This window comes from Nocardiopsis tropica (genome assembly GCF_042660575.1).
GTDB classification, from domain to species: domain Bacteria; phylum Actinomycetota; class Actinomycetes; order Streptosporangiales; family Streptosporangiaceae; genus Nocardiopsis; species Nocardiopsis tropica.
Window position 1 is genome coordinate 155,166 of sequence record NZ_JBHSUF010000003.1, and the last position, 26,989, is coordinate 182,154.

The window sequence follows — 26,989 nt, forward strand, 5'->3', positions numbered from 1 at the left end:
TCAGCGCCGGTCAGGGGGACGAGCGGACGCCGGCCTCCCCGCCGGGCGGTCCGCCGTGCCCGGAGCCGGGCCGCATCCCCCTCAGGACAGCTTGTCGGAGACGTCCTCGGGGGCGCGGCGCCCCTCCCCCAGGGCCACGTACAGGTCCTCCATGTCGGGGTGGCCCATGCGCCGGGCCACCCCGATCAGCTTTCCGGCGGCCTCCGCCTCGACCAGCCGGTCCTGCCCCAGCAGTTCGGCGAGCCGCCACCTCCCGTCCTCGGAGGCGCGCTCGCGGGCGCGGACACGGTGCCAGGCGGTGATGCCCACCCGCGCCTCGCCCGTCCTGACCGAGTCCAGCCACCCCCGGTCCGGGGCGGGCTCGTCGGTGGTGACGATCCGCACCGTGTCGCCCTCGCGGACCCTCGCGGCAGGCCCGGCCAGGCGGCCGTCGATCGTGGCCGCGGAGAAGTGGTTGCCGGTCTCCTCCCCCAGGGCATAGGCCACGTCCACGGGGGTCGCCCCCTCCGGGAGGGTGAGGACCCTGCCCTCGCCGGTCAGCACCGTGATCGTGTCGGCCAGGTCGGTGCGCGCCCCCGTGAGGAGGTCCTCGGCGCTGGCCTGCTCCTGCCAGCCGAGCAGCCGCGTCAGCCACTCGGGGTCGGCCCTGGTCCGCCCCTCCTGGAGGAGGCGGCCGTCCTTCGAGGTCTCCTGGCGGATCTGCGCGATGATCCCGTACTCCGACACCTCGCGGGCGTGGGGGTCGCAGATGATGATCTGGACCTGGCGGCCCGACTCGGTGACGACGGTGGTGTGCAGGGCCTTGTACAGGTTGTACTTGGGGGTCGCGATGAAGTCACGGAACCTTCTCGGCACCGGGCGCCATCTGCCGTGGACCGCCCCCAGGGCCAGGTAGGCGTTCTGCTCCCCGCCGCGCACCACGACCACGTACCGGACCGTGGCCACCGGGCCGACCTCCGAGCCCGCGCGCAGGCCGGAGGTGAACACGGAGTACAGGTGCCGCTCGCGCACCACGACCTCCGCCTTGACCCGGAACGCGTGCAGCACGTCGCGCAGGCTCACCCGCAGGGAGTCGATCTCGTGCTCGTGGGAGCGGCGCACCTGTTCGGTGCGCTCCCGCACGCGCTCGAAGTCCTCCGTCTCCAGGTACTCGAAACACAGGTCCTCCAGCTCCCGTTTGAGCTGGTACACCCCCAGCCGCTCCGCCAGCGGGATCAGCAGCTCCCGGGTGCCCCGGGCGATCTTGGCGCGCTTGTGGGGCGGCTGGAACTGGAGGGTGCGCAGGTTGTGGACCCGGTCCGCGAGCTTGATGAGGAGCACTCGAAGGTCGTCCTTGGCCGCGACGACCATCTTGCGGAACGTCTCGCCCGCCGCCGCGCTGCCGTACATGGACCGGTCGACCTTGGTGACCCCGTCCACCATGATCCCGACCTCGGCCCCGAACTCTGCGGCCAGGTGGGCGAGGCTGAAGGGGGTGTCCTCCACGGTGTCGTGCAGGAGCGCGGCGACCAGGGTGGCGGTGTCCAGCCCCATCTCGGCGAGGATCGTGGCGACAGCGAGCGGGTGGATGATGAACGGTTCGCCGCTCTTGCGCTTCTGCTCGCGGTGCAGGTGGTCGGCGACGGCGTAGGCGCGGCTGAGCAGCGCGACGTCCGCCTTGGGGTACCAGCGCAGGTGCTCCTTGACCAGCGGCTGCACCCTGGGCAGCGGGCGCCGGGCGGACATGGCCTCGTTCAGGCCCCGCCACCACTCGGACGACGCGGTCAGATCGGTCGACGCGGCCATGGACAGGACCCCTCACGCTCGGACATCCGACGGGATCACCCGATTCTAAGGTCAGGCCGGCGACTCCACGAGGGGAAGGGGCGAGTCCGACCCCGGGAGGTACGGGCGGGGCCGGCCCCGCCCGGGGCACGGCCACCGACGAAAGTCGGTGCGCGCACCGACCAAAGCACCCTGGGCGCCCGTGCCGGTACCGCTTTGGTCGCCGCAGCGGTAGGGCCCGCAGGTGGATGTGGGGAAGGCGACCCCGCACCTAGCGTGGAGAACGTTCCCCGGGGCCGACCGGTCCCGGAGGGACGGACCGACTTGAACCTCCACCCCCGAAAGGGCACGACATGACGCTGCTGGCACTGGCCGACGCGACCACCATGGAAACCGGCATCACGGCCTTCATCCTCATCATGGCCCTGCTGGTGGGCCTGGCCGTGGTCGTGTTCATCGTCGCCGCGGTGTTCAGCATCCTCGGATCGCGGGTGGACGGGGCCATGAAGATCGTCTGGCTCATCTTCGTGTGCATCGCCCCCTTCATCGGCGCCCTCCTGTGGTTCCTCATCGGCCGCAACCAGGGCCGCAGGTACAGGTAGCGCGCAGTCCCGGTCTGCGCCGCGGGACCGTCGTTTCCCGGAGCGGACCGGGGGCACCGCCCCGCAGACGGATCCGCCTACGCGAGCACGAGCCCGAGCAGATAGATCAGCGTGAAGGACACGAGCGCTGCCCCGAGCAGGAACCCGAGGTTCAGGTGCGGGGACGTCACCACCCTGTCGCCCTCCCCGACCTGCCGCTCGCGCTTCTTCGCCTCGGCGAAGGCTTCGATCTCCCGGGCACACCTCCGATTCGTGGGGAAACCGGCAAGGGCGCCGAGCAACGACCCGCCGAGGTTGATGCACCACCACTTGCTCCCGTCGACGAGAACGATGTCCACACCCCCCTCCCACAGAACCCGGGAAACCATCCGAGCAGGGAACGTGTGCTTCGTGAAGAAATTCTTCACAACCACAGAATCCCCCTTCAACTCGACATGCGTGAAGAACGAAACCTTCAAAAAGAACCAATAAAAAAGAGGGTGGAAAAGTGAAAAATAAAACCATTCCCAATTATACATGCCAACCTCGGCGCCAAAGGCATGCACAACCCCACCGAGCCAGGCGAGCATAAACAGGAAGGTTGCGGACAGCCCGAACGCAGCCGTCCATCGATTCCTCAGGACCATCGAAGGTTTTTCTCTCAAGATTCAATAAATACAACCAAGAAATCCAATTCAGCAATAAATCAGACCACTCCCCAATGCGACTCAACTTCGAAGATAATGACATCCAGAACAACTACGAGGCAGAAAACATTATCTGGATAAATGTGGCCACATCAAAACAGGCCACCCGTCAAACCTCCAGGAATACCGACAAAAATAATCCAGCAAGTTCACCCAATCCCGAATTTTCATCACCTTGCAAGGTAATCACTTAGAGCCAATCTTCTCCCCTCTCCAACAATCCGATCAGTGTGCCGAATATCTTCAATTTGATCAGCTTTATATCCCTCCAATACTCGACGCTGCATCTCAATCTCCTCAGCAAAAAGAGAAGATCCAGGGTTATTGCCATCAAACTGCCCCATGGCAGTAAGACAAACATGACCACAGCTCACAGCATCATCAATTCTACCCTCAGCACGCAAGAGGGCAGAATGAAGCGCTACAAGCACAGAATAGAAACAGAACTCCTCAACAGGAGAAGACACCTCCACCTCCTGAGGCTGGAGTTCTTCAAAGGACTCCAGCCTCCTTGCCGCTCGCTCAAAGGAGTCTGCGCCGCCGCCTATGATCCAAAACTGATCAAGAAGCTCCACAAAATAATCTAGATCTTCATCACGCCCACCAATCGAACCTCGAACATATATATACACCTGCACCATTCTCTCCACACAGCTCGCAGAGAAAATTTGCGCGTTCTCTGGTGGCCCCTTGCGGAGAAAATCGATAACTTCTGCTTCTACCAACATCACACAAACCCATCTTTAAGGGATTTCAAAACTTCGCTGTCGAGTTGTAGTATCCCCATTGCCCGGAAAAACCTGCCCCCTCATGGCACCACCAAAATTTTGCACCCACGGATGACACCGATCTCGGCACACATTTCGAGAAGTCCAGCCAGCGACGAGCGAATAATTATTCGCCGACATATAAAGAAAAATATTCTGTTCAGCACGCGTGCCGGGGATGTTCGGCACACGCATCTCCCCCGCCTAAGGGGAGCCGACATTTGCGCTGGAGTCAAACCACTACCACTGCCAGCGATCAAATCTACCTGCTGCCCTGTCGGAGTGCTAGCTCGAAATAAAGCAACTGTACTTACATTTTTTCTGACATATTCACTAGGTTCCGCCTTCCATATTTCCTTCGCACGATCAGAGAATTGACAATTGTGAACCAGGGTCGCAACGGCGCCTGTCATCACATAATACGTGTGCAGGTCCTGGACCGTGAGGTTGTAGACCCGCTCCGGTTCGGTCCAGACCCGGGTACCGGCGACCTGAACCAGAGTTCCCTCCGAGGACAGGAACCACATCCCGGGAACCAGGTCGACGGCGTCGACCCACTCGCCCAACAGCGGCACCCAGAAGGGGTGGCCATCGGTGGCGATGACCGCATCGCCCAGCACCGTCGGCCCAGGTCGGGACGGGCCGTCGGGCAAATCGCCCGGATCCAGGGTGCCGGCGTCGATCTGTGTCGCGGTGTCGACGGTGATCTCGACCAGGGTCTTGACACCCTCACCGACGATGGTGGCCAGAACCGTACGCGGCCCCTCCTCCCCCGTTTCGGGGTCCGAGGCCCACACCTGATCACCGATCTTGACGTCCTCGATCGGCTTGTGGGAGCCGTCGGCCATCAGGACCCGTGTGCCCCTGACGAAGCTGTTGCCCAGTGCACACGAAAGAGCGTCGTCCTTGCGGTCATCACGAAGGCTACCGACCAGGTTCGCCGCTCCCCGAGCTCCGCGAACCGCCCAACCACCCGGCACCAACAGTTCAGGAACAGCCTCGCCGAGCCTGTAGGCGCCAGAGCTCGAATCCGCTCCTAGTTGGGCATAGATCTCCTGCTGCGAAGGAAGGCCGATCTTCGTGAAAGCCCATTCGGTCACCATGGTTGCCGGGGAGAACGTATTGAGTGTCCTGTGCGCACCAGCCGTGAAGTTGAGGATCTTGTCGCGGTGGGGGACTCGCCGGTAGATACTCCGGACAGTGTTATAGGTCTTGTTGGAGAAGTTGGTAGCCCGCTGGCGTTGCCGTCACCGTTGCCGTCAAGCACCTGTGCAGCGGTAACTGACGCGCTGTCCGCGGTATGCGTTCCTCCTCCAATTCATCAGCGGTTTGAGCTGTCTCCGGAATTTCCGTAGACCACTTGATCCTGGGGGTCATACGCAGTCAGCCCGTGCGTCGACGCCAAGCCGAGCAACACCGAAGAGACTTCGCTGGAATGCGACCAAGAGATGGCGGCAATTACGCACTCTCCAGTGACATAGAGAGGAGAGGCCCACGGAGACTCCTCCATATTTTCTTCGCTTAGGTCTGGAAATACGGAGATCACAGATCGGTAGAAGTCCTCGATAGCTGAACTCTCTTCGACGATACCGACAACTCCATCCGTCAACTGATCGTAGATCTGAGCGGCCTCCCCTGATGTCGGGGCCACTTTTTGATACCAAAAAATCAGATCGAAACTCATCGTCACCATCTCTCCCGAAGTCGCGAGCCGTGGCCGACTCGCAGCACTGAGCTGCGGATACGGTACCGCAGTCCGGCCAGATCGTCTGTGGGGTCGACCCGATCGTCCGGGTCGACCCCACAAGCTCTACCGATCTATCCACACATCGTGGACCCCGAAAAGCCTTCGACCATCGCCAGTTGTGACCGTATTTCCAGGCGTATTGAGCCAATCATCGAATTGCCGTTGCTGAGGATTCTTCTTAGCAGTTCCGCCCTTAACCTCTATTCCGTACCACTGACCGTTAATCTCAACCGTGCCGTCATACTTGCGGACTCGCATTCCTGGTGCGGAAACTGCAGTTTCGTTGCGCATGACCACTGCGCCGTCCATTTCCAGCTGATCCCAGGCGTTTGCTTCATCCGCAGCGCCATCACGCCCAGGCTCGCCATTACGCTTCGAGAACTTGCCGTCCGCAGACCGCGGGGCCCCAGTTGGGCATCCCCCAGAATTGTGAACGAGTACCGGCGTCTCGCCTGCCATCACATAGTACGTGTGCAGGTCCTGGACGGTGAGGTTGTAGACCTGTTCCGGTTCGGTCCAGACCCGGGTACCGGCGACCTGAACCAGAGTTCCCTCGGAGGACAGGAACCACATCCCGGGGATCAGGTCGACGGCGTCGACCCACTCGCCCAGCAGAGGCACCCAGAAGGGGTGGCCATCGGTGGCGATGACCGCATCGCCCAGCACCGTCGGCCCAGGTCGGGACGGGCCGTCGGGCAAATCGCCCGGATCCAGGGTGCCGGCGTCGATCTGTGTCGCGGTGTCGACGTTGATTTCGACCAGGGTCTTGACACCCTCACCGACGATGGTGGCCAGAACCGTACGCGGCCCCTCCTCCCCCGTTTCGGGGTCCGAGGCCCACACCTGATCACCGATCTTGACGTCCTCGATCAGCTTGTAGGAGCCGTCGGCCATCAGGACCCGTGTGCCCCTGACGAAGCTGTTGCCCAATGCACACGAAAGAGCGTCGTCCTTGCGGTCCTCGCGAAGGCTGCCAAACAGGTTCGCCGCTCCCCGGGCTCCGCGGGCCGCCCATCCACCTGGCACCAACAGTTCAGGAACAGCCTCGCCGAGCCTGTAGGCGCCAGAGCTCGAATCCGCTCCTAGTTGGGCATAGATCTCCTGCTGCGAAGGAAGACCGATCTTCGTGAAAGCCCATTCGGTCACCATGGTTGCCGGAGAGAACGTATTTAGTGTCCTGTGCGCACCAGCCGTGAAGTTGAAAATCTTATCGCGGTGGGGAACTCGCCGGTAGATACTCCGGACAGTGTTATAGGTCTTGTTGGAGAAGTTGGTAGCCCGCTGGCGGATGTTGGACCTGATGTTGCGGAAGGGCTTGGAATTCCACGTCCGGCGCGCACCGTTACTGACCTTGTTCTTCATCGAACTGAAGCGGCTCTTCAAGCCGGACAGGAACTTGCGGACTTTCAGGCCGTCGGGGTCGGTGTAGGTGACCGGGTTGTTGTTGGCGTAGGCGTACCCGTGCATCTGCTGGGGGTCGGTGAGGTCCAGAACCGGGTCCACCGAGATGAACCGCCCGATCGCCGCATCGTAGGCGCGGGCTCCCAGCTGGGTCAGCCCCGTGGACTCGTCGTTCGTGCCACCCACGAATCCACGCTCGTCAGGCCACTGACCCGTGCCGCCGCCGCGGTCGTCACCGAAGGCGGTGAACCGGCGCTGGGTCACCTCCCCGGTGGCGGAGTCGATGGCCAGCTGCCCGGTGCCGTGGTGGTCTCCGTAGATCCACGACACCTTCCCCTCGGAGTCGCGTACCGCAACCGTCTCGCCGGCGTGCTGGTAATAGCGCAGTGCTGTGCGCAGCAGGCTCTGCCGCTCGAAGTGCAGTTCCGTGCCCGGCAGGTACAGGGTGGTGGTGGTCGGGCTTCGTCGGATCAGCCGCTGGCCGTCGGCGTCGTACAGGTAGGTAGTGATCCCCAGGTCGGCGTCGCCGACGGTGGTGAGCTTGCCTTCTGCGTCCCATTCCAGAACCTGGTCCGCCGAGGCGGTGATACGGGAGACCATGTTCCCGGAGTCGTCGTAGGCATACTCCTCCAGGCGTCCGCCGGCCGGGCCCTGCTCCTCCACCTGGGTCAGGGCATGTGGCTGGGGCTGTCCCGCGTCCGGCCGGGTGTAACTGCGGGTAGTCTCCCCGCCGATGCCGTGCTTGGTCTCGGTGACGCGGTTGCCGATGGCGTCGTAGGTGTAGGTGTGCCAGTAGGGGGCGGCTCCACCCAGACCGGCCACGGTGGGATCTGCCACACAGGCGTCCTCACCAGTGGCGTCGGGAGTCCACACCTGGTCGAGCTGGCGCCGGTGGTCGTAGGTGTAGCACTGGACATCGGAAGGGCGGTCGGGGTCGGAGGGCTCATCCCGGATGGACAGGATGTTGCCGGCGTCGTCGTAGGAGTAGTGCTGATGCAGCAGTGATCCGTTGCCGATCTCGGGGACGACGCTGGCCCACTTCACGCGGTTGGTTGCCTCGTCGTAGTCCCAGGTTGCCCAGGTCTTACGATCCCGGGTACCTTCCCGATGGAAAGAGCGCTGGGCGAGGTTTCCGATGCTGGAGTAGTGGGCGGAGTCGATGTAGGTGCCCTCGCCTGCGACTCGGGTCATCTGCCCGAGGACGTTATAGGCGTAGGAGACGTTCTCCACGTCCAGGCCACCCACGGCCGGCATGACTTGGTTCCTGATACTGCCGTCGGGGTTGTAGCGGGTGGTGAACCGGTAGGTTCCCGCGACTCCTGTCTCGGCAACGGGGATGATGACGTCACTGGTGACGGGACGATACAGCTGGTCGTAGGCGACGACCCGGGTGGTGTAGGCGTTGCCCTCGTCGTAGCGGGTGGCTGACGTGAGCTCTCCCTTGGCCAGGGTGTCGTAGACCCAGTCCGCGCGCTTGTCCCCCTCTGGCGAGTCGTCGTGCAGGGAGACTGTGCGGCCCAGGGCGTCGTGGACGTAGGCCAGGGTGTGGTCCCGAGCGTCCGTCCTGGAGACCAGACGGTCCAGTTCGTCGTAGGCGAAGGCGGTGGTGCCGGTGTCCGGGTCGGTGGTGGAGACCTTGCGGCCCATGAGGTCGTAGGTGTTGCTCCAGGTGTTGCCTTCGGCGTCGGTGACCGTGGCGAGGTCGTTGCGAACGTTGTAGGTGTAGGTGAGCTCGTCGTAGCCGCCGACAGGTTCACGTCCGTGGTGGTGGCGCAGTTCGGTGGTGTTGCCGCGGATGTCGGTGACGGTCGTGGTGCCCACTCCGCCTTCAGGAGCGGTCATCAGGGTCTGTTCGCCCTTGTACTCCGTGGTGATGCGCCACTGCTCGACACCGCGGGACATGCTGATGGCATGGACGGGACGCCCGGCACCGTCGTGGACGGTCCGCTCCCACCGGGGGACGTCGTCGGTGTTGTTGACGGTAACGATGTCGCCGCCGGGTTCGCCTCTGGTGGGGTAGGCGGTGCGACTCTGGGTCTGCAGGCCCCGGTGGTCGTGCAGGGTGTCGCTGACCAGGCGACCTCCCTCGTTGGTCGGCGCCTGTGTCTGTCGTGGGCGCAGGAGGCCGTCGTAGATCTGGTAGGCGGTGGTGTAGCCGCCCTGGGGGTTGAGGGTGCTGGTGGTGGCGTAGGACGCCTTGTCCTTGTTGATGTGGTACGCGAACTTCAGGCTGGGGTCCACACCACGGGAACGGTCGCGGTCCGCAAGCCAGACCTGGGTGAGGCGGCCGAGCGGGTCGTAGGAGAGCTCGGTTTTCCTGCCATTGGCGTCGGTTTCGGTGACGGGCAGGGACCGGGCCGGTTCCATCTGGGTGGTGGCAACGTGCCCCAGCGGGTTGGTGACCTTGAGGGTGGTAGCCGGACCGCCGGTCACAGCCGAGGCGAACTCGTAGGCGATGGTGTTGTCATCGGCGTCGGTCTGGGTGAGCTGACGGCCGTAGGAGTCGTAGGTGGAGGTCTGGACGGTCTGGTAGACGGGAGTCCCGTCGGTGTAGTCCTCCACCCGCTCACTGCGGGTGTCGAGGCCACGGGTCGGCTCGGTTCCGACACTGCCCCCGTCGTAGGCGGTGCGGATGTCGAGGATGAGGTCGTCGGGATAGCTGGGGGTGGAGTCGCAGCCCACGGCGAGGGCTTCCTGGCGGGAGACCAGGCCGAGCATGTTCTTGCCGGTGTTGCGCACGTAGGTCGTGCGGGAGCACTGTTCATCGCCTGCGACGGAGGTGTCACCGTGGTCGAAGACCTCGGTGGGCATGCCGAGGGTGTCGTGGGTGGTGTCCATGCGGTGCTGGCGCCAGCCGCCGTCGGCCGTGGGGGTGTAGGTGCGTTCCGAGGCCGTGCGCACGATGTCGGCGGTCAGGGTGCCCCAGGAATAAGTGCGTGACGCCGTCCGGTGGTGCCAGGGGATGGCGATGGTCTTCTCCACCACCTCGCCCCCGGGACCGTTGCGGGTCAGGGTCTCCAGGGTCTGGCCGTACAGGTGGTCGTGGTCGGTGTGCTCGGTCCCCTCCGAGTCGGTGACCTCGACGCTGCGGGTGCCAGAAGGTTGTTTGTCACCGTGCATGCCGCGGAAGAAGCGGTGTTCTTCCTCGCTGCGTGTCTGGCCTTCCACACCGGTGTTGACCAGGACGGTCTCATAGCCGCGCCACTGGGACCAGGTGCGTCTGTCGTCCTTGGTGAAGCCGTCGGCGTCCGCGTGCCGCCAGGCGGCTCCGCCCTGGTAATCGTAGGTGGTGACGATGTCGGGCTGGTCGGTGACCAGGTCGACTTCGGTTACCTGGGTGACGGTGTACTTGTGGAACCAGTCGGTGATGTCGTCGTCTCCCCTGCCCGAGGGCACCCACCGGACGGGGTAGCAGAGCTTGGTGTTGCTGTGCGGCTGGGGTGTCTCCCCCGGCGCGCACTCCGGCTGGGAGTACAGGACGTCGAGCTGTCCCCCGGACTCGGAGTAGACGGCGGTGATGCGCCATTTGTTCATGGGAGCGACACCGTCGGAGGTGGAGTCGACCCGGTTGGGCATGGGGGTGCCGGCGAAGGTCAGAGCCGGGGTCGCCAGGTTTCCGCCGACATGACCGGTGTGCGTGATGGAGTCCAACCACAGGGCGGGGTCGGTTCCGTCCCCGGGGGCGGGGAACTTGTGGGTCAGCGCCCAGGAGTCGATGGGCACGTACTCGGTGCCGTCGTGGTACTGGGTGGTGACCTTGTCGAGTTTCTTGGTGCTCCAGATGGTCGGTGAGTAGTTGCCGGTGCACTTCTTCCCGGACTCGCACTCCTGGTCCTGGGGCACGTCGGGCCAGCGGGTGGCGTTGGCCTTCTCGCGCTTCTCGGGGGCGCAGTCGAAGGAATCCGTGGCCAGACAGCGTTCACCGGTGGTGAAGACGACCCGGGCCGGCGCGGTGGCGTACACGTCGTCGCTGCGTAGGCCGTAATCGATGCGGCGCAGGTAGCCGCCCCGGTCGTAGGGGGTGGAGACAGTGCCCATGTTGCGGGCGTAGTGGTTCTTCTCCTTGGCGTAGTTCAGCGTCATGACGTTGCCGTGGACATCGACGACGTAGTCGAGGTTCCACCGCCAGGCCTGCTGGCACCAGGAGTCGGAGAACGATGACTTGTGGCAGGGCTCACCGGAGTCGTTGCCGTAGACCGGGACGGTCCAGGCCGAGTCGGTCTCGGGATCTCCCGAGGTCCAGCCGGGCAGGCGGTTGCGGCCGAAGAAGTACTGGGTGCCGTCGGGGGTGGTGACCTTCCAGTACTCGCCGTCGTTGTCGCCGTTGGTGGCACCGGTCAGGCGCTCGACCTTGGAGCCGTCGTCGCTGCGCAACCGCCAGGTGTCGTCCTCGTCCAGCAGTAGTTCGCTGGACATGCCGTTCAGCGACAGAGTGGCGTTCTGGCGGCGCCAGCACTGGTCGCCGGTCTTGTTCGGGTCCTTCTGTCCGTCCTCGGCGCAGGGGATGTAGGAGCGTTCGATGAACCCGGGGTGGTAGTTGAAGCCCTCGCCGATCCAGGAGGCCTGGTTGTTGGTGGAGGCGGTGCGCCCGTCAATGGATCCCGAGGAGTAGGACAGGGCCATGCTGGGTGCCAGGCCCCCGGCCACGTCCGGGGTGTCCAACGGGTAGGACCAGGAGAAGTCGCCGGTCTGCAGGCCCACTTCCCAGGATGCGGACGGGGCCAGTTCGCTGGCCTGGTAGTTGCCGCTGTTGCCGTCGGCCTCGGGAACCGCGGCCAGGGTGACCCCGGAGGACGTGGCCGGGGCCACGGCGCTGAGGGTCTGGGCGGAGAATTCGTTGACCGACCCCAGGTCGTAGGCGGCCCGGCAGTCCTCGGAGGGTTCGCTCTCCAGAGCGCACTCGTCCAGGGCGATCAGGCGCAGGCGCGCCCCGTAGTCACCGCCGAAGGCGCTGGCGAAGTCGCCGTAGTCAAGTTCCACCTCGACCGGGCCGGGCGCCTGTACATCATCGGTGCGGGTCAGACGCATCGCCAGGCCGTTGATCCCGGCCGCTTCGGCGGTCTGGGGGTCGAGAATCTCCAGGGCCGCGTCGACGACCGGCTCTGGGGCCACCGGAACGGGTTCGTCCTGGAGTGCGGTCTCCTCAGAACCCTCGTTCCGGCCACCGTCCTGTTCCGGGGACTCTTCGACCTCGGTTTCCGGGCTCTGCCCAGGCTCATGCGGCGTGGAGCCCTCCGGGGCGTCGTCGGCTCCTTCGGGCTCTGTGGGAGGCCTTGCCGGATCGACCCACGGTTCGGGCTCGGTGTGCAGACGGTTCTCCGCAGCGGTTTCCTCGTCCGAGGCGGTGCCCTGCTGTAGGAACGGGGGGACCTCCCACTCCTGGAACTGCTCTTCGGACACAGGGGTCAAGGAGACCGCTGTATCTCCGGAAGAGGGGGTCTCCAGGTCGACCGTGCCGGTCTCGGGCCAGGCGGCTTCGTCGAGTTCGGTGATCGCAGCGTCGTCGACGGCCGAGTCCTCCTCGATCGCCTCAGCGACGAATTCGCTGGTTCCCAGCCACTCCTCGTCCGGCACGTCGGGCTGTGCATTGACGGATTCGGCCTGTGCTGACGAGACCGACAGCAGAGCGACCATGACGGCAGCGGAAACGAGCCCGGAGAGCCATTTACGAAGCTGGGTAGCAAGCCGCTTCGGCCGTTCTGACTCGTTGGGAATCGCGTTGAAATCGTCAGTGGAAGGGGTTGCAGACACAGGGGCCTCCGAACCCGATGGTCGTCGCTGCCATCGGGTTGCTTATCTCAAAGAAAAGGGGGTGGTGTTGTGAGAGTTCAGAAATGCGTCACATTTCAGAAAGCCCCTGTCGGAATCAGACCGTCGTAGACGTTGTTGATATCAGCTTGAGACAGCACACCCTGGTAGAGGTGAACGTCGCTGACATCACCCATCCAGGCGTCGGCGAACTGCTGCTCGAAGCGTCCGCCGCCGATGACGACCGGCCCGTCGGCGTGCCAAGCGGCCGGCACTTCCGCCGTGCCGTTCTCGACCCCGTCGACGTAGAGGGTGATCTCGCGCGAGGTGTGGTCGTAGGTGGCGGCCAGGTGGGTCCAGCGGCCGAACTCGGGGGCGTGATCGGACAGGGCCCGGTGCCACCCCGTGGCTCCCGTCCGGTCTTCGGGGGGCAGCTTCATCACCCAGTTGTTCCACTCATAGGTGTGCTGGTAGGCGAGGGTGAACCCGCTGTGGTCGTTGCCGTCCTGGGCAACCGCGGCGGTGTTCGCGCCGACCTCGTCCAGGCGGACCCAGGCCGCCACGCTGTAGCTGCGATCGGTGCGGACGGCCGGGCCTTCGGTCGCGATGTGCTCCTGTGCCCCGCGGTCCAGGCTCACGCCGGGCGCGAAGGTCACGTCGTTGAGTGCGTGGTTCCAGGCGGTGAGCGGGTCACCGTGGAGTGTGCCGTCCAGCCCGTGGTCGGAGGAATCGGCGACCACGGTGCCGTCGTACTCGTCCAGTTTCCAGCGCCCTTCCAGGGCGGCCGGGCGGTTGGCCAGCTCCCAGATCTCCGATCGCGCGTCCTCTGTCTCCTCCGGGACCTCGTCGGTGAGAACACGGTCCCAGACACGGACGTCGTCGATGGCTCCGGGCCAGAAGTCGTGGTAGGTGCCCCGGTACAGGGCGCCGCCGATCACGAACGGCCCCTGGGCGTTCCACGCGGTCTCCTGGATGTGGGTGCCCTGTTCGACGCCGTCGACGTACAGGGTGAGCTCGCCGCTTGCGGGATCGTAGGTGCCCATCAGATGGGTCCACACCCCGACCTGGGCCGGTTCCAGGGACAGAACTCTTTCGGAGATGGGAGTGCCGTCGCCGTCGTAGGGGGCCTGTTTGAAGATCCAACGGCCGCCGTCGGTGTGCTGGTAGCCGAGGTAGAAGCCGCTGTGCCGGTCTCCGGCCTGGGCGAGGGCGGTGTAGGCACGGCCGGGCTGTACGTCCAGGCGGACCCAGGCGGAGACCGTGAAGGCGTCGTCGGTGTCGATAACGGGATCCTCGGTGGTCAGCCGTTCACCGCTGACGGTGTCCAGGCCGGCGTTCTCTAGCCGGTAGTTCTGTCCACGGCGTTCACCGACGCGCCCCCGGGTCCAGTCCACGGCACCGGATGCTGTGGCAACGCGGCCGTCGTGCGCGAGGTCCGCGGCCGTGGTGCCCTGCCCCTCGTCGAGGGGGAAGTGGGCAACGGGGTTCGAGGGCGGCGCAACGGTGAAGGTGTACACGAGCACGCACCCGGAGGAGTTGCCGAAGGCGTCGGTGGTGCGGGCATGCAGCAGGTTGGGACCGTCTCGGCGCGGAGTGATCGGCACGGTCACGGTCGCGCCCGGGGTGTCGAGGTCGATCCGGATGGAGCAGGAGGCGTCGTTGAGGCTGTAGTGGTAGGCCACTGCTTGGGCGACGCCGTTGTTGGAGAACGTGAAGGCACCGGTACGTCCCACCGCTCCGTGGACGATGTCCCCCGCCGGGTAGTCGGTGGAGACCACAGCGGGTCCGCTCTCGGGTTTGGTGGTGTCGATCGTCAAGTAGCACCAGGAGGACCACGGCCCCCAGTTCGACTGGTCGTGTCCCCGTGCCCGGTAGGCGATCAGCTCGTTCTCGGGCAGGCCCGCTGCCGTCACCGACCGGTAGCTGCCGCCGGACCACTTCGCGACGGTGACGTAGGCCGAGTCCGAGGTCCCCAGGTTCGTCTCGGCGCCGTCGACCTTCCATTGGAACTGGCCCTTGACCTGCTGGCCGACCCAGTAGGAGTCACGGTCGCGGAACTGGCCGCGCAGGGTCGCCTCGGTGCTGTTGACCAGCCGGGGGTTGGTCTTGTCCGTCGAGCAGGCACCGCCGAGGGAGTCGGACAGGGTCGAGGTAACCGGCTTCTCGGGCGGGTGGTTGTAGTTGATCACCAGCACCGGAGGCGTGCTCTTGGTGTTGATGCGTCGCCACGCGGTGGTGCCGGCCTCGCTGCGTTCCTTCAGCCGCAAGTGGATGTGGGAGGCATTGTTGTCCAGGCCCCACTGGTAGGCGTTGAGCGCGTCGAATTCCACCCCGCTGTTCTTGGGGCAAGTGGCCCAGCCTCCCTTGACGTTCTGGGTGTCCTGGAGAGTGCGGGTCGTGGGCTGGTTGTTCCACGTGGTCCTGCTGTTGAACGCGTCCACCCGGTGTAGCTCGATGTAGGAGTTGCTGGTGCAGTCCCATCCCCACTCGACCTGGGCGCGCAACGTGACCGAGTTGATGATGGTGTTCGGGTGGTCGGTGCGGGCCATGACCGAGAACTGGAAGAACAGGCGTTTGGTGTAGTCCCGGTCCCATTCCACACGGCCGACGCCGACGTCGGCCTCCTTGGTGTTGTAGTACGCCACGGAGGGGTACGCCTTGTCGACATAGGCCCAGTTGGGGCGGCTCGCGCTGACCGAGGGGTCGATGTAGACCGGGAACTCGGTGGTGTCGTCGACCAGCATCTCCTGGTCGGGGACCAACCGGATGGAGTCCACACCGATCGAGGTCTCGACGAGGGCGGTGCGCGCTCCGCTGGTGGGGGCCACCATGGGGTCTTCACCGAGAGCTTCGTCGTGGCCGGTGGAGTCCCACATGGCCGGGGCCTGGACGATGAAGACGCTGTGCCCGCCCTCGTCACCGAGGGCCTCGATGTTGCCGTGCTCATCAGCGCTCATCGTGACGCCGTCGGCGGCCAGGGCGAGTTCCAGCTCGGCCAGGTCGGGGGAGGTCGCGGCCTCGGGGGTGTGCACAACGAGGACCTGGGTGAAGCCCTCGGTCCCGGCGGTCAGCACCAGGTCGACGTCGGGGAGGACGTCGGCGTAGGTGGCCCGGTCCTCCTCCAGTGTGGGGGTGGGAAGGTCGCCGTTCCAGTCGAGTGCGACGCTGTTGGAGCCGATCCCGATCCTGGCCATCGGGGCGTCGCCGCCGCCGGAGAAGGCGATGTCCATACCCGCGGCCCTGGGTCGGACGAGCCCGTCGTCGGTGGCGACCAGGGTGGTGTCGACGTCGACCCAGCCGTCCGCGGAGCGCACCCGTACCGGGACGGCGTGGGTCTCGGCGGTCAGGGAACCGTCGGGGTTGGCGAAGTGCTGGGTCTTCTCATCCGTCAGCGACGGGATCTCCACCCGCTCCCCGGTCTCCCGGGCCAGTGCCAGGGCGTCGAACTCTTCGCCCGGGGAGTTCTCACCGGCGGCCGTGGTGGGGTCGTCCTCGTCCGCTGCCGCGGGCAGTGCTGTGAGCAGTGACAGGGCAAGGATCGCGGCAGCGGTGACCGCCGTCGCCCGGGTCAAGGGGGGATGCATGGGGGATGCCTGTCTTTTGTTGTCCAACGGGACACCGCACCACGCGGGACCCAGTCACAGCTACCTCAAACGAGACAGAAGCTACTGGAGCCCTCAGATCCAAACAAGTGCCTCAGAGTCCACCAGAGCACCCGAAGCTTCGCGTCCGCGATTTTCGAGGGCTTGAGCTGGCACCAAACCTGTTTGGCCGGATCCGGCCACTATGACCCAGAGTGACTCCGCACATCGACGCCGACGGCGAAGCCTCTGTCGACACTTCCTGAAAGAGGAACCACGAGAAACCGGAAATCGCAGGCCGGACCGCCGACTCACCACCCCGACCCACCGAGGCGGCACCACTCGAACAGTCCACACCCCGAGCCTCGAAGCTGCCGAACCTCCAAGCCATAACCCTCGGTCATCAACAAAGAGCGTTATGCGAGCATCTCCGGTACGTCTTCACATCTGAGGCAACTTCTCGCCGCTCCACGTCAACGGATCAGACGCCTCACTCGTCACCTCTGTGCACATATGAGCCTCCTACCCCTTCCGTGCTCCTCGAGGGCGACCCCGCCCTGCGCTCCCTGCCCCTGGACGGCGCCGAGCTCCTGGGCCGGGTCGTGGACCGATTCACCGCCTCCCGGGCCGCGGAGCACAACCTGCGCCTGGTCACCGACGCCCTCAAGACCGCCGGGGTCGACTACTTCCTCGTCCGCGGCAGGTCGGCGCTGCGCCATGTCGTCGGTGTCCATCGCTCCGAGCGCAAGCGGTTCCTGGACTCCATGCGCGCCCTGTACGGGACCAGCGCCGTGTACGCGGTCAAGCCCGGGGCCAGGGGCAGCGTCGCCGCCTTCTCCGCCTACGTCGACGGCGCGCTCGCGGCGCCGATCAAGTCCAGGCTCGTCATCCGCTTCGCCGAGCAGCTGCTCTCCCCGCTGACGCCCACCTACATCCACTCGGTGCTCAAGTCCGCCCTGGAACACGCCGTCCGCGAGGGAGAGATCCCGCGCAACGTCGCCCGCACCGGCACCCCACGGCCCCGACGCTTCGAACCCCTCACCGCCGACGAAGCCCGCCAGTGCCTTACCGTCGTGCGCAATCACTGGCTGCACGCCCTGTTCGAACTCGCCCTGCGCACCGAACTCCGCAAGGGCGAACTCCTCGGCCTGCGTTGGGAAGACCTTGACCTCACTGGCGGCACCGCCACCATCCACTGCTCCCTCCAACGCACCCGCAGCCAGGGTCTGACCGTCCTGAACGCCAAGACCCTGGCCTCCGAGCGCCGCATCGTCCTCCCCACCGAATGCATCAACTCGCTCGAGATCCACCAGGAACGGCAGGCTGGACGGACAACGGACTCATCTTCACCACCCCGAAGGGCAGGCCGCTCGACCCCACCAACATCACCCGCCGCTTCCACCGCCCAGAACTCCGGACGATCCGCTTCCACGACCTCTGACACTCGACCGCCACCCTGCTCCTGGAACAGGGCATCGACCTCGTCGTCATCAAGGAACTTCTCGGCCACGCCCACATAGGCGTCACCGCCGGTGTCTACGCCCACGTCCGGCTCCGCCTCCAGCGCCGGGCCATCGACATCCTCGGCAACGCCCTCCGGCCCACCGGCAACGACCCCGACGACCCACCAGTCTCAGCCGTCGTCCGCTGACGTTGCCGTCAAGCACCTGTGCAGCGGTAACTGACGCGCTGTCCGCGGTATGCGCTCCTCCGCCAATTCATCAGCGGTTTAAGCTGTCTCCGGAATTTCCGTAGACCACTTGACCCTGGGGGTCATACGCAGTCAGCCCGTGCGTCGACGCCAAGCCGAGCAACACCGAAGAAACTTCACTGGAACGCGACCAGGAGATGGCGGCAATGACGCACTCTCCAGTGACATAGAGAGGAGAGGCCCACGGAGACTCCTCCATATTTTCTTCGCTTAGATCTGGAAATTCGGAGATCACAGCTCGATAGAATTCCTCGACAGCTGAACTCTCTTCGACGATACCGGCAACTCCATCCGTCAACTGATCGTAGATCTGAGCGACCTCCCCTGATGTCGGGGCCACTTTTTGATACCAAAAAATCAAATCGAAACTCATCGCCACCACCTCTCCCGAAGTCGCGAGCCGTGGCCGACTCGCAGCACTGAGCTGCGGATACGGTACCGCAGTCCGGCCAGATCTCCTGTGGGGTCGACCGATCCATCCACGCATCGTGGGCCCCGAAAAGCGTACGGCCATCGCTAGTTTCCACTGCATTGCCAGGCGCATTGAGCCAATCATCAAATTGCCGTTGCCGAGGATTCTTCCTGACAGTTCCTCCCTCAATCTCTATTCCACACCGCCGACCGTTGATCTCAACCGCGCCGTCATACTTGCGGACTCGCATTCCTGGTGGGGAAACTAAAGTTTCGTTGCGCATGACCACTGCGCCGGCCATTTTTAGCTGATCCCAGGCGTTTGCTTCATCCGCAGCGCCATCACGCCCAGGCTCGCCATTACGCTTCGAGAACTTGCCGTCCGCAGACCGCGGGCCCCAGTTGGGCATCCCCCAGAATTGTGAATGAGTACCGGCGTCTCGCCCACCACCACATAGTACGTGTGGAGGTCCTGCAGGGTGAGGTTGTAGTCCCGTTCCGATTCGGTCCAGACTCTGGTGCCAGTGACCTGGACCAGAGTTCCCTCCGAGGGCAGGAACCACACCCCGGGGATCAGGTCGACGGCGTCGGCCCACTCACCCAGCGGGGGACCCGGAAGGGGTGGTCGTCGGTGGCGATGACCGCATCGCTCAGTACCGTCGGCCCAGGTCGGGACGGACCGTCGGGCAAATCGCCCCGATCCAGGGTGCCGGCGTCGATCTGTGTGGCGGCGTCGACGGTGATTTCGACCAGGGTCTTGACACCCTCACCGACGATGGTGGCCAGGACCGTACGCGGCCCCTCCTCCCCCGTTTCGGGGTCCGAGGCCCACCAGAAGCACGAAAGACCTTTTCCTGATCCTCCTCAGACAGGGGCACTGCGGCCCGTGGGAACCGCGGTGCAGTTATGGACCAGCTCCGGAATCCGGACTCGGGTGGCCGGCAATGTTCCCGGCACGCGCCGCCTCTCTCCAGGAGAGCGGCGGCGCCTCACCGCCCGACGGCCTCGCGGACACGGTCAAGCCGCGCCCGGTTCTCCTCCAGCCAGTCCTCGGCGGCGTCGATCGGCATGCGCACCGCGATCTGCGTCGAGGGCATGTCGTGCACGGTCACCTCCACACCGGGTCTGCGGGGACCACCTCCAGCCAGGCGGTACGGTCGCCCCTGGGCCATACGGCCCGCTTCTCCGCGTGGAGGTCGTCCAGGCAGCGCTCCCAGTCGTCCAGGTCCCCGGACGACAGCGCCAGTGCGAGCCGACCGTTGACGAAGCCGCTCTCCAGCACGAGGCGGGCGCCGAGGAAGCACTCCTGCCCCCCTTTCCGAGGGGCCGGGAGCTCGACCTCGACGGCGACGCCCTGCACCGGGTCCGCGAAACGGAAGAGTTCGAGGACCCGCACTTCTCCTGTCACCACTGCTCCCCTGCCGTTCGACGGGTCACTCCGTGCCGTGGAAGCTCGCCCCGGTGTCGGGGCCCGTGCAGTCCTCGACGTCCCGGGCGTCGTCGTCGCCGTGGTCGGTGCGGACCAGCGGCATGCCGTGCACGCGCACAGCGTCGTCGACCGGGGGCAGGGGCGGGGCGGGAAGGCGCATCGGGTGTACCTCACGACGGTCGTGGAACGCGGATCCGTCCGTTGTATCCCACGGCGACGACACGGGGCCGATCGCTCCGGGCGGTTCTCCGCCCCCTTCTGGCGGTGGTACCCGACCCGTTTCACGCAGGGCACGGCCGACGGCCCCGCCGCGTACGCGGCGGTCCCCAGGACCGCTGACGGGGATGCGCGCACGGCCGGAAGGCGGGGCGCGCGCTCCCGGCGGCCCGGCCGGTCAAGCCAGGACCCTGCGGCTCTGCGGCATCCTGTGCGCGGCCGACCTGCGGATGTCGCGGCTCACGATCATCCGCTTCAGCCAGCGGTCGGTGCCGTCGTAGCGGCTGCGGAACGGCTTGCGGCCGTGGACGGCCAGGTAGTTGTCCACCACCATCAGCGTCCCGGGGCCGACGACGACGGAGTGCTGCACGCGCTCCAGCTCCTCCATGAGGTCGTCGAGCGCCCGCTCGGCGACGGGGTCGTCGCCGACGCAGCGCATGAATGGCCGGTCGATGCGCAGGTACGGCGCCGCGTCCGCGCCGAACAGCACGGGGACGGGCTGGGGCCGGTCCCGCATTTCGAGCACGCGCTCCAGCGCGGGGTGGTCGGGGTGGTGCGTGCGCAGCTGCCGTACGTGCTCGTCGTCGGGCATGATCAGGAAACGCGGCTCGGAGAGCACACGGGCGGTCGCGGCGTCCAGCTTCACGTCCCGCACCGAGGACAGGACCGTCGGGACGTCGTCCCGGTTGCGGATCCCGAACAGCAGCAGGTAGTCGGCGCGGCCGGGGTGGAACCCGTCCTCGGTGTGGAACTCCAGGAGGGCCTCGCTGCCGTGGCCGCTCTGGCGCAGCTCGTCCCCCCGGACCGGGAAGATGTCCTGGACCATCCTGCCCTCCTGGAGCGCGGCCCAGGTGAAGGGGTCCCCCAGGGCCAGGGCGCACACGGCCAGAAAGAGCTCCTGCGGGCGGGTCGGGCCCGCGTCCGCACTGCTCCAGTGCCGGGGCGTCGGGCCGACGGTCCCGTCGTCCACGGGGAACCCGTGGACGCAGCAGGCCGCGGCCTCCTCCGTGCGTCGGAACCGCTCCAGGAACAGGCGGAGCCCGCGGGGCAGGGAGTCGTGGAGCGCCCAGTTCCGCTCGTAGAACGCCGGGTCCGTGGGCGAAAGCCCGCAGGGCTCGGCCTCCCGCAGGGCCGACCCGATCTCGTCGGCCTCGGCGGGCGTCAAACGGTAGTGGACGGCGATGCCGTCCGTCGGCGTGGTGCTCACCGTCTCCTCCAGGTGGTCTGCGCGCCCGGCGGCTCCCGCCCGTCCGCGTGACGCAGGACAAGCATCACCCGGAACAGCGGAAGACCGGGCGCGCAACGCCGCGGTTCGGGGCCCGGTCCCGCCCCCGGCCGGCCCGTACCCGGTGCGGAGCGAGCGCGCGGAGCGAAGGCGGTTCGGCCCCCGCCCGCCCGGGCAGGGGCCCGTACAGGGAGAACAGTTCCGACTCCGATGTGAGGCGAGGTGGACCATGCGCTACGACGAGTTTGTGGCCGAGGTACGCGAGCTCGGGGAGTACCAGGACAACCGCGAGGCGGCGCAGGTGACGGAGGAGGTGCTCGCCGTGCTCGCGACCCGCCTGCCGGACGAGTCCGTCGACAAGCTGGCCGCGCAGCTCCCGGACCCGCTGGGGGCGGAACTCCGGGAAGCCGGGCAGCCCGGGGCCCACGCCTTCGGAACCGAGGAGTTCTGCCGCCGCGTCGCGGAGCGGACCGGCTCGCGGGAGGACACCGCGAGGCACGACGCGGGGGCGGTCCTGACGGCGGTGGCCGAGAACGTCTCCGGCGGGGAGCTGAACCAGCTCCTGAGCCACCTGCCGTCCGGCTACGCCCCGCTGTTCGGCAGGGCCGGTCTGGCCTGACGGCACGGGCCGCGCCCGCCGCCGGGCGTGCGTGCCGGGCGGCCCGCCGGCAGCTCCTCCGCCGCCGGTCGGGGCCCGCCCGGTGTCAGGTAAGCGGCGGAGGAGCCCCCGCGCCGCCCGCCTCAGACAGGGTGGTCGAAGCGGGGCGTGCGGGCGAACAGGTCGGTCACCTCACCCGACACCTCGAAGGGCTCCGTGCCGCGGCGGAAGACGATCGCCGGGCCCGGAGCGTCCGGCTGCACCGCGGCGCCGCCGAGGGTCGCCCGGACCACGTCCGTCCCCGCGCCCTCCACCCGCAGGTGGACGCCCTCCCGCAGGCCGAGCACGTCGACGTCGTTGACCTCCAGGAACTCCGTCAGCCGGGTCAGGCGGGTCTCGCCGTTGTGCGTCGACCGCGGGTCGGCGTCCAGGTAGTGCGGGTTGATCTGGAACGGCACGAACCCCAGCGCGGCGAACGACTCCGGCTCGACGATGGGCATGTCGTTGGTGGTGCGCAGCGTGGGGGCGGTGATGTTGGTGCCCGCGCTCGCCCCCATGTAGGGCAGGCCCGCCAGGACGCGGTCGCGCAGTTCCCCCATGATCCCGGTGCGCTGGAGGGTGGCCACCAGGCGGAACGTGTTGCCGCCGCCCACGAAGACCGCCTGCGCGCCGTCGAGGACGCGCGCGGCCCCGGCGTCGGCCGGAACCCCGGTGACCCGGACCCCGCGGGCGGCGAAGGCCTCGGCGACCCGCGCGGTGTAGGCGTCGTGGTCGCCCCCGGCGAACGGCACGAACGCGACCTCGTCGCGGCCGTCGAGGAAGGCCTCCACGTCCGTCCACGCGTGGTCGAGGTAGTCGCGGCCGTGGTTGGTCGAGTTGGAGAGGAGCAGCAGCTCGGGCATGGTCCCCCTTCAGGGAGCGGTCGGGCGCGGGGAGGGGCGGGAGCCGTGGCCCCGCCTCCACCTGCGGGTGGGCGGTGCCGGGCGCCGGTTGGAGAGCAGCCCGGTGAGCTCGTCGGCGGAGGCGCGCAGCGGCGCCAGGTGGTCGAGCAGGTCGTCGTCGTGGTCGGAGTACTTGTTCTCCACCAGGGACACGGAGCCGACCGGGCGCTTGCCGCCGAACACGGGGACGGCGAGCGCGCGGGAGGCGGCGTCGTACTCGCCCTGGGAGAGCGCGTACCCCTCCTCGACGGCCGTGTCGAAGAGCCCCTCGACCTCGTGCTCGTCGAACGGCGTGAGGTCGGAGAAGCGGGCGGACGGGCGGCCCGCCAGCAGGGCCCTGCGCTCGGCCGGGTCGAGGAAGGCGAAGTAGGCGCGGGAGGTGGCTCCCGCGTGGGCGGGGTAGAGCTCGTCGACGAAGGGGTGTGACCGGCGCGGCCCCTCGGAGCCGCTGACGGCGGCGATGCAGCGCACGTGGGCGCCGTCGGGGACGCAGAACAGGGAGGTCCGCCCGCTGGTGCGGGCCAGGTCGGCGAGCAGGGGCTCGGCCAGGGCGGAGAGCCCGCCGGACCGCTCCCACAGCCCGGCCATGCGCCACATGGCGGGGCCCATGCCGTAGCGGCGGGTGTCGGGGTCGGCGCGCAGGAACCCCTTGCCGGCGAGGGAGGCGAGGAGCCGCTGGGCGGTCGACCTGGCCAGGCCGAACTCCTCGGCAAGTTCCATGACGCCCCAGCTCGTCCGGTACTCGTCGAAGCTGAGGAGGACGTCGAGCGCGCGGTCGACCGTCTGGAGGGGGCCGGTGCGTTCCGTGGGACCGGTGGACATGGGGCTCACCCTATGCGCGCCGCCGGGCCGGGGACCCTGTCCCAAGGGATCGCAATGTGATCTTAACTCCCACATAGTGGGAAACCTTTGCCCCGGCGGGTGAACGGGGGGCAGCCTGTGCGTGACGGGCCGGGGCGCGGCATCCGCGTCCCGCAGGCCTTTGACCAGCGACACTCCGTCCCCGCCGGACGCGAGCCATCCCCGAAGGACACACATGGAACCCTCGGCACACGGTTCGTCCACAGAACCGCAGACTTCGGAGGGCGCGCGCCATCCGCGGGCGTTCGAGCCCGTCGTCGTGATCGTCACCGTCCTGGTGAGCCTCCTCGGAGCGGTCATCGGCATCCACATGATCACGACGCTCGGCGTCTCCCCCAACACGAGCGTCATCGGCGCCGTCGTCGCCATGCTCATCGGCCGGGCCGGGTTCCTGGGTCTGCGGTCGTTCCGCAACACGCACCGGCAGAACCTCATCCAGTCGTCGATCTCGGGCGCGACCTTCGCCTCGGCGAACTCGCTGCTCACCCCGATCGCCATCCCGTTCCTCTTCGGCCGTCCGGACCTGGTGTGGCCGATGCTGCTGGGGGCGTCCCTGGGCCTGCTCATCGACGTGTTCGTGCTGTACAAGGCGTTCGGCTCCCGGTTCCTGCCGGCCGATGCCGCCTGGCCCCCCGGTGTCGCCGCCGCCGAGACCATCAAGGCCGGGGACAAGGGCGGGCGCCAGGCCGCCGTCCTGGTGGGCGGCGGCGTCGTGGGGCTCGGGGCGTCCTTCCTGGGCATGCCGATGTCGGCGGCGGGCATCGCGATGATCGGCAACGTCTGGGCGCTGCTCATGTTCGCCGTGGGCCTGCTCGTCGCCCAGTACTCCCCCGCGGTGATCGGGGTCGACCTCAACGCGGTCTACGTGCCGCACGGCGTCATGATCGGCGCGGGCGTGGTCGCCCTGGTGCAGATCGTCGTCATCCTCGCCGGACGGCAGGGCCGCCGGGAGGCCGAGCGCGAGGCGGCCCGCGAGCGGGCGGCCCAGGACGACCCCTCCCTGGCCTACACGGTCGACCGGGCCACGCTGGGCCGGGCCCTGGGCTCGGGCTACGTCCTGTTCGCCCTGGGCGCCCTCGTGCTCGCGGTCGCCGGCGGCATCTGGTCGGACATGAGCTGGCTGGGCATCGTCGGGTTCGTCCTGTTCGCCGCCGTGGCCGCCCTGGTCCACGAGCTGATCGTCGGCCTGGCCGCCATGCACGCGGGCTGGTTCCCCGCCTTCGCGGTCACCCTGATCTTCCTCATCCTGGGCCTGGCCCTGGGCATCCCGGGGGTCCCGCTGGCCCTGCTCGTCGGCTACTGCGCGGCCACCGGCCCCGCCTTCGCGGACATGGGCTACGACTTCAAGGCGGGCTGGGTCCTGCGCCGCGACCGCCGCCCCTACACCGCCTACGAGCTGGACGGGCGCCGCCAGCAGCTCTTCTCCTCCATGATCGGGTTCGCCGTCGCGATCGGCATGGTCGCGCTGCTGTGGCAGGGCCTGTTCGCGGACGGCGCCGTGCCGCCGACCTCGATCGTCTACGCCGACACCATCGAGGCCGGCCTGACCGACCCCTCCGTCCTGCTCCAGCTCGCGCTGTGGGCCGTGCCCGGTGCCGTGGTGCAGTTCCTGGGCGGGCCCCGCAGGCAGATGGGCGTGCTGCTCGCCACCGGCCTGCTCGTGGCCACGCCCAACGCCGGATGGCTCGTCCTGGCCGGGCTGGCGATCCGCCTCGTGTGGGAGCGCCGCCGCGGCGAGAAGGGCGAGCAGGAGATCGCCCTCGTCGGCGCCGGCCTCATCGCCGGCGACTCCGTCCACTCCGTCGGCACCATCTTCAGCCGCTGAAACCTGGAGGAACCATGACACGCCTCGGAGTCCTCACCATCGGCCAGGCGCCGCGTCCGGACCTGGTGCCGGAGCTGACCGCCCTGGTCCCGGGGGCCGTCGTCGTCGAGCGCGGGGTGCTCGACGGCCTCACCCGCGCCGAGATCGAGGCGCGGCCGGTCGCGCCGGACGACCACGCCCTCACCACCCGCCTGGCCGACGGCTCCTCCGTCGTCCTGGGCGAGTCACTGGTCATGGAGCGGCTTCCCGGCGTCCTCGCGGACCTGGAGCGCGGGGTCGACGCGGTGCTGCTCGCCTGTACCGGCGCCTTCCCCGAGCTGGAGCACGCCAAGCCGCTCTTCGTGCCGGACCGGCTGATCGCCTTCGGAGCCGCGGCCCTGCTCGGCGACACCGGGTGCGTGGGCGTGGTGTGCCCCCTGCCCGAGCAGCGGGCGGACACCGAGGCGAAGTTCGGCCGCCGCCTCCCCTCCGGGGCGCGGGTCCTCACCGACGCCTGCTCCCCCTACACCGGCACCCCGGAGGAGCTCGCCGCCGCCGCGCGGCGCCTCGCCGAGGGGGGCGCCGACCTCCTGGCGCTGGACTGCATCGGCTACACGGAGGAGATGCGCGCCCGAGCGGCCGCCGCCTCGGGCCTGCCGGTGGTCCTGGCACGGTCGGTCTGCGTGCGCCTGGCCGCAGAGGTCCTGGACTCCCTCGACGCGCGGGCGGAGGCGGCGGTATGAGGATCGGCGTCATCCGGGTGGTCACCACCGACGACGGGGAGCGGCTGGACGACCACGGCCGCGTCATCCGGGAGGAGCTGGGCGTGGGCACCGTCTCGCGGTGCCTGCCCGACCAGCCGGACGGGGTGCACGACGACGCGACCTTCGCGCTCGCCTCGGCCAAGGTCGCCGACCTGGCCGTGCGCATGGAGCGCGAGGACGGCGTGGACGCGCTGCTCGTCAGCTGCGCCGCGGACCCGGGGCTGTCCCGGGCGCGCGCCGCGGTCGGCGTCCCCGTGGTCGGCGCCGGGGAGTCCGCGGCCCGCAGGGCCCTGGAACTGGGCTCACGGGTCGGCGTCCTGGACCTGACCACCCGCACCCCGGAGTCGGTCACCGCCGTGCTCGGGTCCGCGCGCGTGGCCGCGCTCGTGCCCGAGGGCGTGCGGCGCACCCACGACCTGGCCACCGCGGCGGGGTTCGCCGCCTCGGTCGAGGCCGCCGAACGCCTGGTCGCCATGGGCGCGGACACCCTGATGTTCGCGTGCACCGGCATGACCACCATCGGCCTGTACGCCCGGCTCGCCGACGAGGTCGGCGTCCCCGTCGTGGACGCCGTCCGCGCCGGGGCGCGGGCCGCCGTACGGGCCGCGGGCGGCTGACCCCGCCCCGCACAGTCCCGTCGGCCGCGCTCCGGACGCGCGGCCGGCGCAGTCCCGAAGGACCGCCGCGACCGGTGTCCGCACCGGTCGTACCGCCCGCCCGGGCCAGGCGGCCC

General features: G+C 67.6%; 21 protein-coding genes. 7 read left to right on the forward strand and 14 right to left on the reverse strand.

Going from position 1 to position 26,989, the window contains the following annotated elements; translation table 11 throughout:
- Positions 1–81: 81 nt before the first annotated feature.
- On the reverse strand, positions 82–1,785 hold the full coding sequence (locus ACFQBR_RS06335) for a RelA/SpoT family protein (protein ID WP_344178554.1): 1,704 nt from the start codon (positions 1,783–1,785) through the stop codon (positions 82–84).
- A 332-nt stretch (positions 1,786–2,117) separates the two neighbouring features.
- Between ACFQBR_RS06335 and ACFQBR_RS06340 the strand changes: the two genes are divergently transcribed.
- Positions 2,118–2,366 carry a PLDc N-terminal domain-containing protein gene (locus ACFQBR_RS06340; RefSeq protein WP_267949516.1) on the forward strand — a complete coding sequence of 83 codons (249 nt, stop codon included), beginning with the start codon at positions 2,118–2,120 and terminating at the stop codon, positions 2,364–2,366.
- A gap of 77 nt (positions 2,367–2,443) precedes the next feature.
- On the opposite strand, the gene ACFQBR_RS06345 is transcribed toward ACFQBR_RS06340, so the two are convergent.
- The 6 genes from ACFQBR_RS06345 to ACFQBR_RS06370 form a co-directional block, all read right to left on the reverse strand.
- Positions 2,444–2,935, reverse strand: coding sequence for a hypothetical protein (locus ACFQBR_RS06345; protein ID WP_344178556.1), 492 nt, complete (start codon positions 2,933–2,935; stop codon positions 2,444–2,446).
- 287 nt (positions 2,936–3,222) lie between these two features.
- Complete coding sequence (locus tag ACFQBR_RS06350) at positions 3,223–3,783, reverse strand: hypothetical protein (RefSeq protein ID WP_378552384.1); 561 nt, start codon at positions 3,781–3,783, stop codon at positions 3,223–3,225.
- Positions 3,784–3,860: 77 nt separating this feature from the next.
- Complete coding sequence (locus ACFQBR_RS06355; RefSeq protein WP_344178561.1) at positions 3,861–4,922, reverse strand: polymorphic toxin-type HINT domain-containing protein; 1,062 nt, start codon at positions 4,920–4,922, stop codon at positions 3,861–3,863.
- A 218-nt stretch (positions 4,923–5,140) separates the two neighbouring features.
- On the reverse strand, positions 5,141–5,503 hold the full coding sequence (locus ACFQBR_RS06360) for a hypothetical protein (protein ID WP_344178563.1): 363 nt from the start codon (positions 5,501–5,503) through the stop codon (positions 5,141–5,143).
- A gap of 126 nt (positions 5,504–5,629) precedes the next feature.
- The gene (locus tag ACFQBR_RS06365) at positions 5,630–12,601 is read right to left on the reverse strand and encodes a polymorphic toxin-type HINT domain-containing protein (protein WP_344178566.1); all 6,972 of its coding nucleotides are present in this window, start codon (positions 12,599–12,601) and stop codon (positions 5,630–5,632) included.
- A gap of 212 nt (positions 12,602–12,813) precedes the next feature.
- Entirely contained in the window at positions 12,814–16,299 is a 3,486-nt protein-coding gene (locus tag ACFQBR_RS06370) for a LamG-like jellyroll fold domain-containing protein (protein ID WP_344178568.1), read from the reverse strand.
- Between the two features lie 530 nt (positions 16,300–16,829).
- On the opposite strand from ACFQBR_RS06370, the gene ACFQBR_RS06375 reads away from it, so the two are divergent.
- Complete coding sequence (locus tag ACFQBR_RS06375) at positions 16,830–17,816, forward strand: tyrosine-type recombinase/integrase (RefSeq protein WP_344178570.1); 987 nt, start codon at positions 16,830–16,832, stop codon at positions 17,814–17,816.
- On the forward strand, positions 17,786–17,947 hold the full coding sequence (locus ACFQBR_RS06380) for a hypothetical protein (protein ID WP_378552561.1): 162 nt from the start codon (positions 17,786–17,788) through the stop codon (positions 17,945–17,947). Before ACFQBR_RS06375 ends, ACFQBR_RS06380 begins: the two co-directional genes overlap by 31 nt.
- Before the next feature lie 70 nt (positions 17,948–18,017).
- On the opposite strand, the gene ACFQBR_RS06385 is transcribed toward ACFQBR_RS06380, so the two are convergent.
- From ACFQBR_RS06385 to gntD, 5 genes are all read right to left on the reverse strand, one after another.
- Positions 18,018–18,380 (reverse strand): hypothetical protein, encoded by a 363-nt coding sequence (locus tag ACFQBR_RS06385; RefSeq protein WP_344178572.1) that lies wholly within the window; start codon positions 18,378–18,380, stop codon positions 18,018–18,020.
- Between the two features lie 1,027 nt (positions 18,381–19,407).
- Positions 19,408–19,515 (reverse strand): DUF5959 family protein, encoded by a 108-nt coding sequence (locus ACFQBR_RS06390; protein ID WP_344178575.1) that lies wholly within the window; start codon positions 19,513–19,515, stop codon positions 19,408–19,410.
- Positions 19,516–19,526: 11 nt separating this feature from the next.
- Positions 19,527–19,826: a DUF5959 family protein gene (locus tag ACFQBR_RS06395; RefSeq protein WP_344178577.1), complete on the reverse strand. Its 300-nt coding sequence runs from the start codon at positions 19,824–19,826 to the stop codon at positions 19,527–19,529.
- A 25-nt stretch (positions 19,827–19,851) separates the two neighbouring features.
- The gene (locus ACFQBR_RS06400) at positions 19,852–20,007 is read right to left on the reverse strand and encodes a hypothetical protein (RefSeq protein ID WP_344178579.1); all 156 of its coding nucleotides are present in this window, start codon (positions 20,005–20,007) and stop codon (positions 19,852–19,854) included.
- Between the two features lie 234 nt (positions 20,008–20,241).
- Positions 20,242–21,270 (reverse strand): guanitoxin biosynthesis L-enduracididine beta-hydroxylase GntD, encoded by a 1,029-nt coding sequence (gene gntD / locus ACFQBR_RS06405; protein ID WP_344178581.1) that lies wholly within the window; start codon positions 21,268–21,270, stop codon positions 20,242–20,244.
- 247 nt (positions 21,271–21,517) lie between these two features.
- Between gntD and ACFQBR_RS06410 the strand changes: the two genes are divergently transcribed.
- Positions 21,518–21,907 carry a DUF2267 domain-containing protein gene (locus ACFQBR_RS06410; protein ID WP_267949507.1) on the forward strand — a complete coding sequence of 130 codons (390 nt, stop codon included), beginning with the start codon at positions 21,518–21,520 and terminating at the stop codon, positions 21,905–21,907.
- Positions 21,908–22,029: 122 nt separating this feature from the next.
- Here ACFQBR_RS06410 and pepE read toward each other — a convergent pair whose 3' ends face one another.
- Both pepE and ACFQBR_RS06420 read right to left on the reverse strand, forming a co-directional pair.
- Positions 22,030–22,788, reverse strand: coding sequence for a dipeptidase PepE (gene pepE / locus ACFQBR_RS06415; protein ID WP_344178583.1), 759 nt, complete (start codon positions 22,786–22,788; stop codon positions 22,030–22,032).
- A gap of 9 nt (positions 22,789–22,797) precedes the next feature.
- Positions 22,798–23,649, reverse strand: coding sequence for an IclR family transcriptional regulator (locus tag ACFQBR_RS06420; RefSeq protein WP_344178586.1), 852 nt, complete (start codon positions 23,647–23,649; stop codon positions 22,798–22,800).
- Positions 23,650–23,863: 214 nt separating this feature from the next.
- Here ACFQBR_RS06420 and ACFQBR_RS06425 point away from each other — a divergent pair, with 214 nt between their 5' ends.
- Genes ACFQBR_RS06425 through ACFQBR_RS06435 form a run of 3 tightly spaced genes read left to right on the forward strand, consistent with a single transcriptional unit; the run spans position 23,864 to position 26,873 of the window.
- Complete coding sequence (locus ACFQBR_RS06425) at positions 23,864–25,513, forward strand: OPT/YSL family transporter (protein ID WP_344178589.1); 1,650 nt, start codon at positions 23,864–23,866, stop codon at positions 25,511–25,513.
- A gap of 14 nt (positions 25,514–25,527) precedes the next feature.
- Positions 25,528–26,235 (forward strand): AroM family protein, encoded by a 708-nt coding sequence (locus ACFQBR_RS06430; RefSeq protein ID WP_344178591.1) that lies wholly within the window; start codon positions 25,528–25,530, stop codon positions 26,233–26,235.
- The gene (locus ACFQBR_RS06435) at positions 26,232–26,873 is read left to right on the forward strand and encodes an aspartate/glutamate racemase family protein (RefSeq protein WP_344178593.1); all 642 of its coding nucleotides are present in this window, start codon (positions 26,232–26,234) and stop codon (positions 26,871–26,873) included. Before ACFQBR_RS06430 ends, ACFQBR_RS06435 begins: the two co-directional genes overlap by 4 nt.
- The last annotated feature ends 116 nt before the right edge of the window (positions 26,874–26,989 follow it).

Excerpts from the sequence above, each read along its gene's own strand:
- ACFQBR_RS06335 (WP_344178554.1), bottom strand. The coding sequence starts at position 1,785 with ATGGCCGCGTCGACCGATCTGACCGCGTCGTCCGAGTGGTGGCGGGGC.
- ACFQBR_RS06340 (WP_267949516.1), top strand. The coding sequence starts at position 2,118 with ATGACGCTGCTGGCACTGGCCGACGCGACCACCATGGAAACCGGCATC.
- ACFQBR_RS06345 (WP_344178556.1), bottom strand. The coding sequence starts at position 2,935 with ATGCTCGCCTGGCTCGGTGGGGTTGTGCATGCCTTTGGCGCCGAGGTT.
- ACFQBR_RS06355 (WP_344178561.1), bottom strand. The coding sequence starts at position 4,922 with ATGGTGACCGAATGGGCTTTCACGAAGATCGGCCTTCCTTCGCAGCAG.
- ACFQBR_RS06360 (WP_344178563.1), bottom strand. The coding sequence starts at position 5,503 with ATGAGTTTCGATCTGATTTTTTGGTATCAAAAAGTGGCCCCGACATCA.
- ACFQBR_RS06365 (WP_344178566.1), bottom strand. The coding sequence starts at position 12,601 with ATGGTCGCTCTGCTGTCGGTCTCGTCAGCACAGGCCGAATCCGTCAAT.
- ACFQBR_RS06370 (WP_344178568.1), bottom strand. The coding sequence starts at position 16,299 with ATGCATCCCCCCTTGACCCGGGCGACGGCGGTCACCGCTGCCGCGATC.
- ACFQBR_RS06385 (WP_344178572.1), bottom strand. The coding sequence starts at position 18,380 with ATGAGTTTCGATTTGATTTTTTGGTATCAAAAAGTGGCCCCGACATCA.
- ACFQBR_RS06390 (WP_344178575.1), bottom strand. The coding sequence starts at position 19,515 with ATGCCCTCGACGCAGATCGCGGTGCGCATGCCGATCGACGCCGCCGAG.
- ACFQBR_RS06400 (WP_344178579.1), bottom strand. The coding sequence starts at position 20,007 with ATGCGCCTTCCCGCCCCGCCCCTGCCCCCGGTCGACGACGCTGTGCGC.
- ACFQBR_RS06410 (WP_267949507.1), top strand. The coding sequence starts at position 21,518 with ATGCGCTACGACGAGTTTGTGGCCGAGGTACGCGAGCTCGGGGAGTAC.
- pepE (WP_344178583.1), bottom strand. The coding sequence starts at position 22,788 with ATGCCCGAGCTGCTGCTCCTCTCCAACTCGACCAACCACGGCCGCGAC.
- ACFQBR_RS06420 (WP_344178586.1), bottom strand. The coding sequence starts at position 23,649 with ATGTCCACCGGTCCCACGGAACGCACCGGCCCCCTCCAGACGGTCGAC.
- ACFQBR_RS06425 (WP_344178589.1), top strand. The coding sequence starts at position 23,864 with ATGGAACCCTCGGCACACGGTTCGTCCACAGAACCGCAGACTTCGGAG.
- ACFQBR_RS06430 (WP_344178591.1), top strand. The coding sequence starts at position 25,528 with ATGACACGCCTCGGAGTCCTCACCATCGGCCAGGCGCCGCGTCCGGAC.
- ACFQBR_RS06435 (WP_344178593.1), top strand. The coding sequence starts at position 26,232 with ATGAGGATCGGCGTCATCCGGGTGGTCACCACCGACGACGGGGAGCGG.